This window comes from Streptomyces sp. SAS_270 (genome assembly GCF_052543295.1).
Genome location: NZ_JBMNDS010000048.1, coordinates 1 through 12744 on the forward strand (window position 1 = coordinate 1; position 12744 = coordinate 12744).

8 protein-coding genes are annotated in these 12744 nt (G+C 71.6%); 5 read left to right on the forward strand and 3 right to left on the reverse strand.

Annotation, left to right across the window (positions count from 1 at the left end; translation table 11 throughout):
* The first annotated feature begins 98 nt into the window (after positions 1–98).
* The 5 genes from ACN6LB_RS27735 to moeZ all read left to right on the forward strand — a co-directional run bounded on the left by ACN6LB_RS27735 (position 99) and on the right by moeZ (position 6409).
* Positions 99–1796: a DUF3492 domain-containing protein gene (locus tag ACN6LB_RS27735; protein ID WP_445028277.1), complete on the forward strand. Its 1698-nt coding sequence runs from the start codon at positions 99–101 to the stop codon at positions 1794–1796.
* Positions 1793–3229, forward strand: coding sequence for a hypothetical protein (locus ACN6LB_RS27740; protein ID WP_445028278.1), 1437 nt, complete (start codon positions 1793–1795; stop codon positions 3227–3229). The genes ACN6LB_RS27735 and ACN6LB_RS27740 overlap by 4 nt, the downstream gene beginning before the upstream one ends.
* Before the next feature lie 241 nt (positions 3230–3470).
* On the forward strand, positions 3471–4430 hold the full coding sequence (locus ACN6LB_RS27745; RefSeq protein ID WP_356140550.1) for an NAD-dependent epimerase/dehydratase family protein: 960 nt from the start codon (positions 3471–3473) through the stop codon (positions 4428–4430).
* Positions 4418–5167, forward strand: coding sequence for a spherulation-specific family 4 protein (locus ACN6LB_RS27750; protein ID WP_356140548.1), 750 nt, complete (start codon positions 4418–4420; stop codon positions 5165–5167). Before ACN6LB_RS27745 ends, ACN6LB_RS27750 begins: the two co-directional genes overlap by 13 nt.
* A 63-nt stretch (positions 5168–5230) precedes the next feature.
* Entirely contained in the window at positions 5231–6409 is a 1179-nt protein-coding gene (gene moeZ, locus ACN6LB_RS27755; protein WP_356140546.1) for an adenylyltransferase/sulfurtransferase MoeZ, read from the forward strand.
* Positions 6410–6474: 65 nt separating this feature from the next.
* Here moeZ and ACN6LB_RS27760 read toward each other — a convergent pair whose 3' ends face one another.
* The 3 genes from ACN6LB_RS27760 to ACN6LB_RS27770 all read right to left on the reverse strand — a co-directional run bounded on the left by ACN6LB_RS27760 (position 6475) and on the right by ACN6LB_RS27770 (position 12599).
* Positions 6475–8067, reverse strand: coding sequence for an alpha/beta hydrolase (locus tag ACN6LB_RS27760; RefSeq protein ID WP_445028279.1), 1593 nt, complete (start codon positions 8065–8067; stop codon positions 6475–6477).
* 115 nt (positions 8068–8182) lie between these two features.
* Positions 8183–9727, reverse strand: coding sequence for an alpha/beta hydrolase (locus ACN6LB_RS27765; RefSeq protein WP_445028280.1), 1545 nt, complete (start codon positions 9725–9727; stop codon positions 8183–8185).
* Positions 9728–9818: 91 nt separating this feature from the next.
* Positions 9819–12599, reverse strand: coding sequence for a lysylphosphatidylglycerol synthase domain-containing protein (locus ACN6LB_RS27770; protein ID WP_445028281.1), 2781 nt, complete (start codon positions 12597–12599; stop codon positions 9819–9821).
* Between the last annotated feature and the right edge of the window lie 145 nt (positions 12600–12744).

Sequence of the window (12744 nt, forward strand, 5' to 3'; positions counted from 1 at the left end):
CCCTCCCTCCCCCCCACCGTCATGTCCGCATACGTTCGTCCCGCTGCGAGCCGCCGGGTCAACGGCGGCTCCCCATACGGGAGATCGGGGGTGCACTGGTGCGCATCGGACTGCTTACGGAGGGTGGCTATCCGTATGTGAGCGGTGACGCCAGGCTCTGGTGCGACCGGCTCGTACGCGGGCTCGACGGGCACGAGTTCGACATCTACGCGCTCAGCCGCACCGAGCGGCAGGAGGACGAGGGATGGATCCAGCTGCCGCCCCAGGTCGGCCGGGTGCGGACCGCGCCTCTGTGGATGGCCGAGGACGACGGGGTCGTCCACGGCCGACGCGCGCGGCGACGGTTCGCGGAGTGCTACGGGGAGTTGGCGGCCGCTGTCTGCGGAGGCCCTTCCGGGGGCTCTCACGGCGCCGAGGCGGACCGTTTCGGCAACGCGCTGTACGGCCTCGCGGAACTCGCCCGCGACGAGGGCGGCCTGGTGGGGGCGCTGCGCTCCGAGGACGCCGTACGCGCCCTGGAACGCGCCTGCCGCGCACCCGGCGCACTCCGAGCGGCGCGCGAGGCGCGCGTACCGGATCTGCTCACCGTCGCCGCGCACCTCGAACGCGCCCTGCGCCCTCTCTCCCTCGACTGGTACGAGGACGACGGGCTCGGCTCGGTCGACCTGTGCCACGCGGCGGCCGGCGGCTCCGCGGCGCTGCCCGGGCTCCTCGCCCGGCATTTCTCCGGAGTGCCGCTGCTGGTCACGGAGTACGGCGTGCAGTTGCGGGCGCACTATCTGTCCGCCGCCTCGGCCGGGGAGGCACCCGCGGTGCGGGCCCTGCTCGCCGCCTTCCACGGCAGGCTGGCCGCCGAGGTCTACGAACGGGCCGCGCTCATCACACCGGGCAACACGCATGCCCGCCGCTGGCAGGAGCGGTGCGGCGCCGACCGCGCCAAGCTCCGCACGGTCTACCCCGGCATGGAGGCCTCCCGCTTCGCGGAGGTCGGTGAGAGCACCGAGGGCACCGACCCCGACACGCTCGTCTGGGTCGGCCGCATCGAGCCCGCCAAGGACCTGATCTCTCTGCTGCACTCCTTCGCGGAGATCCGCAAGGAGGAACCGAAGACCCGGCTGCGGATCGTCGGAGCCGCCGCGGGCCCCGAGGGCGAGGCCTACCTCGGCCACTGCCGGGCACTGGCGGCGCAGCTCTTCCCCGACGAGGCGGAGGGCGTGCACGCGGTCGGCGACAACCCCGTCTCCTTCGAGGAGATCGGCGGCCCGGAGGTCCCGAACCTCGCCGAGGCGTACGCGTCCGGCGCCGTGGTCGTCCTGTCCAGCGTCGTCGAGGGCTTCCCGATCAGCCTCGTCGAGGCCATGTTCTGCGGCCGCTCCACCGTGTCCACGGACGTCGGCGCGGTCGTCGAGGTCATCGGCGGTACGGGGCTGGTGGTACCGCCGCGCAATCCGCGGGCGCTCGCCGAGGCGTGCGTGACGCTGCTGCGCGACCCCGAGCGGCGCGAGCGTCTCGGCGCGGCGGCACGCGCGCGCGCCCTTGAACTGTTCACCGTCGAGCAGAATATCGCGGCATTTCGCAGCATTTACCTGGAGATCGTCTCGCACTCGCCGATACGCCGCGTCGTCGTGGACGACACCGGCGAACCCCTCCCCTTCGGCGTACCGGCGGAGGCCCACGTACCCGGCCGCTGGCACGCGGCCCGCCTCCTGACCGCCACCCGTCCGCACTGGGCGGCCGGCGCTCCCGTCCGCGCCACACCCCAGGGACCCGTCCCGGCGGGGGAGGGCGCGCGATGAGCGAGTTGAGCGAGGCGGCAGCACTGGACCGGCCGGAGCGACCGGAGCGGCCGAGCAGCCCCGGTGCGTGGGACGAGCGGTCCGCGGGGTGGCTTGTGTTGGCAGAGGCAGAGGCAGAGGCAGAGGCAGAGGCAGAGGCAGAGGCAGAGGCAGAGGCAGAGGCAGAGGCAGAGGCAGAGGCAGAGGCAGCGGGAGAAGGGGCGGGGCTCGTGGCTGGGACGGAGGCCGATGCGCGTTCCGAGGGGGCGGGGCGCTCCGAGGCGGTGGCCGAGCTGCGGGAGATCAGCGGTGCGGGCGGTGCCGGCGGCGCGGGTGGCGCAAGCGCCGCGGGCGCTGCCGCGCCCGTGGTCGGCGACCGCAGGCCCGCCGCCCGTCGCGGTGCCGTCGATCCGGTGAAGGCGCTGATGCACCGGCACCGAGAGCTCTGCGAACGGGCCGTGGACCCCTTGGAGATCGCGGCGGGCCTGGAGGCGCACGGCGTGACCGACCGGACCGCCGCGCGCTTCAGACACCGGGACGTGTTCTCGCTCGCCGAGGAGATGTTCGCCCGCATGCCCCGCGACGGGGAGACGGCGACGCCACCCGACACCGAAACGCACTCCGGCGCGCGCGCCGACTGGGCCGCGCTCGCCCTGCTGCCGGGCGCCCTGTGCGCGGCAGCCGTGGTCGGGCTGCGGCTCACCGACGGGCAGCCGCGCCTCGCGGTCGCCGCGGCCGGGGCCCTCGCCGTCGCACTCGGCGTGCGCGCCGCCCTCCGCCGCGGCCCGCTGCACACCACGTTCCGGACGACGAGCGGCACGCGCGCGTGGACCTGCTGGCTCATCGCCTACGCCCTCCTCGGCGACGGACTGCTGAGCGCGGGCCTCGACGGCGGCCCCGACGGACCCTGGCCCCCCGCCACCGCCCCCGTGCTGGCCCTCGCCCTGGCCTGCGCCCCGGCAGCCTGGTGCGCCCACCTCTTCGCCGTACGCGCCCGCCGCAGACTCAACGCCAGCCGCGGCCTCGCGGAGTTCGCCGACTCCGTACAGCCGGTGCTCCTCGGCGCGTTCACGCTCTTCCTCTGTGCCCTCGGCGGGCTGCTCGCCCTGTGCGGGGCGGTGCTGGACGAGCCCGCCGCGTACGCCGGAGCGGGCGCCCTCGGCGCGCTCCTGCTGCTCGCCCGGCTGCTGACCGTGCACGGCTTCACCCACGCCCCGGCCGTCGCCCTCGGCGCCTCGGGCGCGATCGAGGCGACCGCCCTGACCACGGTCTTCGCGGGCCGTCTGCCGGGCTGCTCGTTCCTGGCCGGGCCCGTCGAAACAGTCGTCGGCGCCTGGGGACCGGGCGCTGTCCCCGCGCTGGCGTGCGGCGCCGCCGCCCTCGTCCTGCTCGTCCACTCGACCCGCACCCTGACCCGCGCCTCGGCCCACGCCACGCCCTCCGGGGCGCCATGAGCCGCGACCCGCACCCCGGTCCACGGCACCCCACCCGGCGCCATGAGCCATGACCCGAGACCCGGTCCGCGGCGCCCCCACCGCCGCGCACCGCGATCAGTGCCCGGAGCCCAGCTCCCGCCCCGGGCGCACCCCTCCCGCGGGGCCGACACCGCGGGCCCTCTCACCCACGGCACCACCCCGAAGGAGAACGCCAGATGATCACCTCCCGTACCGGAGAATCCGCCCCGGGAGCTGCCCGATGAGGGTCCTGCTGATCGGAGCCAACGGATACCTCGGCCGCTTCGTCGCCGACCGTCTGCTCGCCGACCCGGCCGTGCAGCTCACCGCGCTCGGCCGGGGCGACGACGCCGACGTACGTTTCGACCTCGCGTCCGGCAGCCCCGGCGCGCTCACCCGCTTCCTGGACGCGGTGCACCCCGGCGTCGTCATCAACTGCGCGGGCGCCACCCGCGGCGGCGCCCGCGACCTGACCCGGCACAACACCGTCGCCGTCGCCACCGTCTGCGAGGCCCTGCGCCGCAGCGGCTGCGGGGCACGGCTCGTGCAGATCGGCTGCGGCGCCGAATACGGGCCCAGCCAGCCCGGCTCGTCCACCGCGGAGGACGCCGTGCCACGCCCCGGCGGCCCGTACGGCGTCAGCAAGCTCGCCGCCACCGAACTGGTCCTCGGTTCCGGACTGGACGCCGTCGTGCTCCGCGTCTTCTCGCCCGCGGGCCCGGGCACCCCGGCCGGCTCCCCGCTCGGCCGCCTCGCCGAAGCCATGCGCCGCGCCATGCAGTCCGGCGACGGCGAACTGAAGCTCGGCGGACTCGGCGTCCAGCGGGACTTCATCGACGTCCGCGATGTCGCCCGTGCAGTCCATGCCGCCTCCCTCTCCGCCGCCCAGGGCGTCATCAACATCGGCTCCGGCCGCGCGATCCGGCTGCGCGACGCCGCCGCCGTCCTCGCCCGCGTGGCCGGGTACGGCGGCGCCCTGCACGAACTCGACGGGCCTTCCGGCCCCATCCGGGCGACCATCGGCCACCCGCGTACCGACCCCGACCACGCGGCTCCGGCCGCCTACCCCTACCCGGACGGCTGCGGAAGCTGGCAGCAGGCCGATGTGCGCACCGCACGCGACCGGCTCGGCTGGCGCCCCCGGATCAACCTCGAGGAATCCCTCGCCGACATCTGGATGGAGGCGGCATGCCGCATCTGACCAGCACCGCAACGGGCACCGCGAGCACCGACTTAGGACTCGGCTTCGGCATCCCCGGCTATGCGCACCCCCTGGTCGCTCCGCTGGAATGGGGCGAACTCACCCGCCCCGGAACCCCGCTGCACTGGGTCGTCCTGAACGTGGCGGCCGGCCCCGGCATGCGGCCCGACCCACACTGCCTGGAAGCGGCCGGTCGGCTGCGCAACGCCGGTGTCCGCGTGCTCGGACACCTCGATGTGACGTACGGCGCACGCACCTTCGGTGAGCTGGCCTCCGACGCACAGCGGTATCTCGACTGGTACCGCGTCGACGGCTTCCTGCTCGACCGCTGTCCGACCGAGCGCGCCGCGCTCCCCGAGGTCCGCCGTACGGTCGCCACACTCCGCGCACTCCTCGACGGCGGCCACATCGTGCTCGGCCACGGCAGCCACCCCCACCCCGGATATGCCGAGAACGCCGACCAACTGGTCACCTTCTCCGGCCCCTGGAGCGACTACCGCTGGTCGCAGGTCGCCGAGTGGACCGCCGACTACCCGCCCGAGCGTTTCTGCCACTTCGTGCACGGCGTGCCCCGCGGTCATCTGGAGGAGGCGCTGCGCATCGCCCGCTGGCAGGGCGCCTCCACGATCTACTTCACCGACCGCACGGATCGCGCCGGACGCGTCGACCCCTGGGAGGCGCTGCCCGGCTACTGGGACGAAATCGTCTCGCGGATCGGAACGGGTGTCTCGGAATGAAGAAGGGCGTGGCAGTGTTACGGGGAGAACAACCGTAGTGATTGACCGACCAACGGAGTCCCCGTGTCGCTGCCACCCCTGGTTGAGCCGGCTGCTGAGCTCACCGTAGACGAGGTTCGCAGGTACTCCCGCCACCTGATCATCCCCGATGTGGGCATGGACGGGCAGAAGCGGCTGAAGAACGCCAAGGTGCTGTGTGTGGGCGCCGGCGGCCTCGGATCGCCGGCGCTGATGTACCTGGCCGCCGCGGGCGTGGGCACGCTCGGCATCGTGGAGTTCGACGAGGTCGACGAGTCGAACCTGCAGCGCCAGATCATCCACAGCCAGGCGGACATCGGCCGCTCCAAGGCCGAGTCGGCCCGCGACTCGGTGCTCGGCATCAACCCGTACGTGAACGTCGTCCTGCACGAAGAGCGGCTCGAAGCCGAGAACGTGATGGAGATCTTCGCCCAGTACGACCTGATCGTCGACGGCACGGACAACTTCGCGACCCGCTACCTGGTCAACGACGCGGCCGTGCTGCTGAACAAGCCGTACGTGTGGGGTTCCATCTACCGCTTCGACGGCCAGGCCTCGGTCTTCTGGTCCGAGCACGGCCCCTGCTACCGCTGCCTCTACCCGGAGCCCCCGCCGCCGGGCATGGTCCCCTCCTGCGCCGAGGGCGGTGTCCTGGGCGTGCTCTGCGCGTCCATCGGCTCCATCCAGGTCACCGAGGCGATCAAGCTCCTCGCCGGCGTGGGCGACCCGCTGGTCGGCCGTCTGATGATCTACGACGCCCTGGAGATGCAGTACCGCCAGGTGAAGGTCCGCAAGGACCCGAACTGCGCGGTCTGCGGCGAGAACCCGACCGTCACCGAGCTCATCGACTACGAGGCCTTCTGCGGCGTCGTGTCCGAGGAGGCCCAGGAGGCGGCCGCCGGCTCGACGATCACTCCCAAGCAGCTCAAGGAGTGGATCGACGACGGCGAGAACATCGAGATCATCGACGTCCGTGAGATCAACGAGTACGAGATCGTCTCGATCCCCGGCGCCAAGCTGATCCCGAAGAACGAGTTCCTCATGGGCACCGCCCTGGAGACCCTCCCGCAGGACAAGAAGATCGTCCTGCACTGCAAGACGGGTGTCCGCAGTGCGGAAGTCCTCGCCGTCCTGAAGTCCGCGGGCTTCTCGGACGCCGTGCACGTCGGTGGCGGCGTGATCGGCTGGGTCCACCAGATCGAGCCGTCCAAGCCCGTCTACTAGACGCGCGTCTTCCTCGGAGGGGCCCGGCACCACTGCTGGTGCCGGGCCCCTTTCCGTTGCCCGGACTACGAGGCGCAGACCTTGCCGTCCTTCGGCACCGTTCCGTTCAGCAGGTAGCTGTTCACCGTGGAGTCGACGCAGTCGCTGCCACTGCCGTACGCGCCGTGGCCCTCGCCCTTCCAGGTGAGCTCCACACCGACGCCCTTGCCCAGCTCGTCCGCCATCCTGCGGGCACCCTCGTAGGGCGTCGCCGGGTCGCCGGTGTTGCCGACGACCAGGACCGGCTCGGCCCCCGGCGCGCTGACCTCCGGGGTGTCGTACTGGCCGGCCACCGGCCAGTCGTGGCACCAGCCCGCCGTGTCCCAGCCCATGAAGTCGCCGAAGACGGGCGAGATCTTCTCGAACTCCGGCAGCAGCTTCTTCGTCTCCTCGGCCGTCGGCCGCTGCTTCGCGTCCAAGCACGATATGACTCGTTGGGAATGCGTCGTCGTGCCGTAGTGACCCGACGTGTCACGGTCGTTGTAGCCGTCGGCGAGTTGCAGCAGCTGCGAGCCGTCCCCCTCCTCGGCCGTGCTCAGGGCGCTGGTCAGGGTCGGCCAGCCTTCTTTGCTGTACAGCGGCAGGACGATGCCCGTGAGCGCGAGTGTCTGGGTGAGCTTGCGGCCGCTGGAGGTGCGCAGCGGCTTGGCATCGATCCGCTTCAGCAGGTCGACGATCTTCTGGGAGCCCTGCTTCGGGTCCTGGCCCGTGGACTTGAGGTAGTCGTCCAGAGCACGCTGGAAGCCCAGGGTCTGGTTCTTGGCGTGGCCCACCGTGTCGGCGCTCGGGTCGACGACCGCGTCCAGCACCAGGCGTTCCACGTTCTTGGGGAACAAGTGGGCGTAGACGCCGCCCAGTTCGGTGCCGTAGGAGATGCCGAAGTAGTGCATCTTCTTGTCGCCGAGGACCTGGCGCATCAGGTCCATGTCCCGGGCCGTGTCGGTCGTGGAGACGTGGGACAGCAGCTCTCCGGCCGTCTTCTTGCAGCCCTCGCCGAAGTCGGCGGCGTCCTTGAAGTACGCCGTCTCCTCCGCCGCGTCGTCAGGAGTGGCGTCCACGGCCTCCGAGGCCTGGATCGCCTTGTCGCCGCGGCAGCGCACGCCCTCGCTGGCGGCGACCCCGCGCGGGTCCCAGCTCACCAGGTCGTAGCGCTGGTGAAGAGGGCTGACGATGCTCGCGTACGACGGCATCATGGAGACGCCCGAGCCGCCGGGGCCGCCGAAGTTGAACAGGAGCGAACCGATGCGCTTGCTCTGGCCCCCGGCGGCCTTCGACCGGATCAGTGCGAGGCCGATGGTCCTGCCGTCCGGCTTCGCGTAGTCCAGCGGCACCTTGAGCGTCGCGCACTGCCAGTCGTCGCCCGGCTCGGCGGAGCCCGAAGCGGCCTTGCATCGGCCCCAGCCGAGCTTCTGCGAGGTGAGGGAGGCGGGCAGCTTCGCCGACGCGCCGGCCGAGCCCGACGGCGTACCGGAAGAGGAATCGGAAGCAGAGGAGGAGGCGGACGACGATGCGCCGGCGCCCTTCCCGTCGTCCGAAGCGTCCCCCGACGAGCCGCCGCTGCAGCCGGACACCAGCAACGCGGCGGCGGCCAGCGCCGTCCACCGTACGAAACGCGCCATGAACATTCCCCCCTCGCCCGTCGTCCGCACACGTCGCGGATGACCTGCACGTCATATTAGGCGGGGAGCGAGATTCGGCCTCGGCAGCCTGTGGAAAACTCTTTGACCTGCACTTTTATGTGCAGACGGTGCCGGTCGAAGGGACCTTCCCCTCCAGCAGATAGCCGTCCACCGCGCTGTGCACGCACTTGTTCCCGCTGTCGTACGCGCCGTGCCCCTGTCCCTTGTACGTCAGCTCGACACCGACGCCCCGGCCCAGCTCGTCCGCCATCTTCCGCGCGCCCTCGTACGGGGTCGCCGGGTCCCCGGTGTTGCCGACCACGAGGATCGGGGCCGCCCCCGGCGCGCTCACGTCGGCGTGGTCGGCAGCGCCCGCCACGGCCCAGTCGGTGCAGGTGACCATGGACCAGGCCAGGTAGTCGCCGAAGACCGGCGAGGCCGCGCGGAACTCCGGGAGCTTCGCCTGTACGTCGGCCGCGGTGTAGCGCGGTTTCTCGTCGGCGCAGTTGATGGACACGTTCGCCGCGGCCATGTTGCTGTACTGGCCGTCGTTGTTGCGTCCGTTCAGCGAGTCCGCCAGCACCATCAGATCCCTGCCGTTGCCGACGTAGGCCTGGTCCAGGCCCTCGACGAGGTACTCCCAGAAGTCCTTCGAGTACAGGGCCTGGGCGATGCCGCTGGTCGCGGCGGTCTGGGTCAGCTCGCGCGGGAAGATCCCCTGGATCGGCTTGCTGTCGAGGTCCTTCAACAGCTTGGCGATCCGGTCCTCGACGTCCTGCGCGCTGTCGCCGATCGGGCAGTCCGCGGTCTTGGAGGTGCAGTCCTCGGCGAAGTTGCCGAGCGCGAGCTGGAAGCCCTTGGCCTGTGCGAGGGAGCCCTGTTCCGGGTTCTGCGTCGGGTCGACGACCGCGTCGAAGACGGCCCGTCCCACCTTCTTGGGGAACAAGTGGGCGTAGACGCCGCCCAGTTCGGTGCCGTAGGAGATGCCGAAGTAGTGCAGTCGGTCGTCGCCGAGGACCTGGCGCATCAGGTCCATGTCGCGGGCCGCGTCGGTGGTGCGCAGATGGGGGAGGCTTTTGCCGGAGTTCCTCTCGCAGGCCGCATTGAACGCCCGGGTGCTCTCCAGCAGCTTCTTCTGCTCGGCGGCGTCGTCGGGTGTGGCGTCCTGCTGGAAGTACTCGTCGAGCTGTTCGTCGTTCTCGCACTTCACACCGGCACTGCGGCCGACCCCGCGCGGGTCGAAGCTCACCAGGTCGTAGCGCGTGCGCAGCTTCGTGTAGTCCTCGCCGAACGAGGGCAGTGCGGTGACGCCCGAGCCGCCGGGGCCGCCGAAGTTGAACACGAGCGAGCCGACACGCCTGGCCGGATCGCCGCTCGCCTTCGCCCGGATCAGCGCGATCCCGATGGTCTCGCCCTTGGGCTTGGCCCAGTCGAGGGGCGCCTTCATGGTGGCGCAACTCCACTGCGCACCGCCGGGCAGAGGTGAGGGGGCGTCACCTCCGCCCTCGGACTCGGACGGCGCCGGGCAGTCCTTCCAGCTCAACTTCTGGGCCGACAGATCCTCGTCCTTGGAGTCGTCGCTGCATCCCGTCATCAAGGAGGACAGCAGTACGGCGGTGACGGTCAGCGCAGCGGCGCGCAGCTGGGGCGGGTTCGGCATGCTCCCCATCCTGCGGTCGTGCGGGGCGGTGCGCCCTCGGCGCGGGCCGTACGAGGTACGCGTGCGGGCGCGGGGCGTGCCCGGAACTTGCCTACAGCGCGCCCTTGCGGGTCAGGTGGTTGAAGAACAGCCACCCCGGCAGGACCGGCAGCCACAGGGTCAACAGCCGGTACAGCAGCACCGCGGGCGCCGCGACCTCCTTGGGGAGCCCCACGGCGATCAGACCGACCGTCAAGGTCGCCTCGACCGCGCCCACACCACCCGGAGTCGGCGCCGCCGAGCCGAGCGCGTTGCCGGCGAGGAAGACGACGGCGACGCTGGCGAGGCTGAGCGTGGTGGTGTCCTCGTGGCCGAACGCGCGGATCGACGCGTCCAGGCACATCACGAAGCAGGCGGTGAGGAGCAGCATGCCGCCGATGCCGGTGATCAGCTTCTGCGGCCGCTGCAGCACGTCGAGCATGCGCGGCACCACGCCCGCGAAAAGCGACCGCACGCGCGTGGCGACGAATTTGCGCAGGAAGGGCACCGACGTGACCACGAGGACGAGTACGGCCACGGTCAGCAGACCCGCGATGACCGTGCGGGACGGCGACAGCGAGGGCGTCTTCTCGGTGCCGGTCAGATAGCCGAAGGACAGCAGCATCAGGATGTGGCAGCCGAGCCCGAACAACTGCGAGGCGCCGACGCTCGCCACCGCGAGTCCCGGGCGCACTCCGGCGCGCTGCAGGAAGCGCGTGTTGAGGGCGACACCGCCGACCGCGGCGGGCGCCACGATCTTCACGAACGATCCGGCGACCTGCGCCGCCACGGTTCGTACGAAGGGCACCCGTTCGGGCACGAAGCCGAGCAGGCTCATCGCCGCCGCGAAGTAGCTGAGCGCCGAGAACAGCACGGCCGCGGCGACCCAGCCCCACTCGGCGTCGTCGAAGAGAGTGCCGAACTCGATGTGCGTGAGCTGCGTCAGCAGGAAGTACGCGCCGATGGCACCCGCGATGAAACTCATGAGCGTGCGCGGCCGGACGCGCTCCAGGCGGGCCGGTTCGACCGGCGCCTGGGGTCTGATCAGCAGCACCTGGTGGCGGATCTGGGTGAGCAGATCCTCCTCGCGCGCCTCGTCCAGAGCCTCGTCGATCGCCCGCTTCTCGGCCCGCTGCTCGGCGCGTACGGCCTTCTTGTCGGGCTTTTCCAGGACGGGCGGGGTGTCCTTGTGGGCTTCCTCGGCGCGGGCGAGCTTGTCCTGCCGGGATGCCTCAAGGACCGCCTCGCGCTCGCGCTGCGACCGCTCCCGGGCCAGCCTTCGCAGCGTCGCGCGCGTGGAGCGCGTCAACGCGATCGGCTGCAGCAGCGGCAGACAGTCGGCGACCGCGTCCGGACCGAGCACGCCGACCGCCGACGCGACCGCCCGCTCCGCGCCCACGCGCAGCCCGAGCGTGGTCAGCAGCTGCGCGATGTCCATGCGCAGGACCAGATCGCCCGCCGCGATCTCACCGCCGCGCAGATCGGTCAGGATCACCGTGCCGGAACGATCCACCAGGATCGCGTCGCCGGCGAGCCTGCGGTGCGCGATGCGCCGCGACTGCAGCGCCCGCACCTGACTCCAGGTGTCCCCCAGCAGGTGGTCGGTGATGAGATCGTCGGCCACCGAGTCCAGGGTGCGCCCGCCGGTGTGCTCGTAGACGAGCATCACGGCGTCGGGGCCGAGTTCGGAGGTCGCGATCAGCTTCGGCGCGTTGGCACCGGCCGCGATGGCCGCGTACGCGAGGAGGGCCTCCTGCTCCAGGGCCTGGCGCAGCGACTGGAGGCTGCGGCGCGTGGTGATGCTGCGCAGCGTCAGCCGGCGCCACACCCGGTAGAAGAAGCCCTGCGCCTGCTGCTCGCGGTCGACCACCGTGACGTCCAGCGGCGGGCCGTCCTCCAGGGAGACGAAGTAGCGCCGGCCGCGGTCACCGTTCTCCGAGGAGTCCGGAGCCTCCTCGCGGGCCGCGGAGACGGGGTGGAAGCCGACGTGCCGCAGGCCCGCCATCAGCGTCCGGCCGGTGGGCCGCACGTTCGGCGAGCCGACCGCGTACAGCGTCCCGTAGGCGACCGTCCAGCCGATCAGCACCGTCAGGATGATCGAGAACGGTGTCGTGTAGCCGGTGACCAGCATCGAGAAGGCGTCGAGGAGCAGCACGACCCACAGCACCGCACGCCAGCGTGGCCTGCGGGACATGCCGACGGCCGTCATGTACGCGATCACCGGCGCCAGATAGCCGTGCACCGGGTCGGTGAGCGCGTGGATGTCGCCCGGCGAGGGCTGGGTGAGCGCCTCCTGGATGGAGCCGGGGGCGCCCTTGGCGACCCACAGGTCCGTGGCGAGTGTCACCCCGTGCGCGAGCACCGCGGCGAGGACTCCGTCGGCGATGCGCAGCCCGTCCCGCTTGATCAGCCGCTCGATCGCGAAGGCGACCGGCACCAGAAGGATCGCGATGCTCGACGCCAGACCCGCGATCTTGATCAGCAGATCCGGCGCCTGACCGGTGCCCTTGTTGATGTCCTGCTCAAGCCCCGACGTGGTGCCGTGCGCGAACGCGGCGACGGCCAGCAGCACGGCGATCGCCAGCACCCCGACCAGCAGCCGCATCAGGTCGGAAGGACGGTGCACGCGCGCGGGGAGCAGTGGTTCGTCGCCCTCGACCTCGTCGACATGGGTGCCGTCGACGCAGTCGTCGTCCCGCCCCGTCTGCTGCTCGTCGGGCGTGTTCTCGTCCCGCTCCCGCTGCTCCTCGGGCGTGCTCTCGTTCGTCTTCTCGTCCACGTCGTCGGCATCCGGGCGCGACGAAGCCTCAGACGTGCTCTCCGCCCCTTCGGGGTGCACTCCCTGCTGCCTCATCGTCTCTTCTTGGTCTCGTATCACCGGTCACCGCCCGCACGATGGTGGCATGCCCGACCGACACAGGGGGGCATCAGGGTGCAGGACAGGGGCGCACAGTCTGCCCGAAGCGCCGCGCCCAGGGCGAGCGATACGCACAGTCGCC

What these genes read in the sequence shown, in the direction of transcription:
- ACN6LB_RS27760 (WP_445028279.1), bottom strand. Translation starts at nt 8,067, where the DNA reads ATGGCGCGTTTCGTACGGTGGACGGCGCTGGCCGCCGCCGCGTTGCTG.
- ACN6LB_RS27770 (WP_445028281.1), bottom strand. Translation starts at nt 12,599, where the DNA reads ATGAGGCAGCAGGGAGTGCACCCCGAAGGGGCGGAGAGCACGTCTGAG.
- ACN6LB_RS27750 (WP_356140548.1), top strand. Translation starts at nt 4,418, where the DNA reads ATGCCGCATCTGACCAGCACCGCAACGGGCACCGCGAGCACCGACTTA.
- ACN6LB_RS27740 (WP_445028278.1), top strand. Translation starts at nt 1,793, where the DNA reads ATGAGCGAGTTGAGCGAGGCGGCAGCACTGGACCGGCCGGAGCGACCG.
- ACN6LB_RS27765 (WP_445028280.1), bottom strand. Translation starts at nt 9,727, where the DNA reads ATGCCGAACCCGCCCCAGCTGCGCGCCGCTGCGCTGACCGTCACCGCC.
- ACN6LB_RS27745 (WP_356140550.1), top strand. Translation starts at nt 3,471, where the DNA reads ATGAGGGTCCTGCTGATCGGAGCCAACGGATACCTCGGCCGCTTCGTC.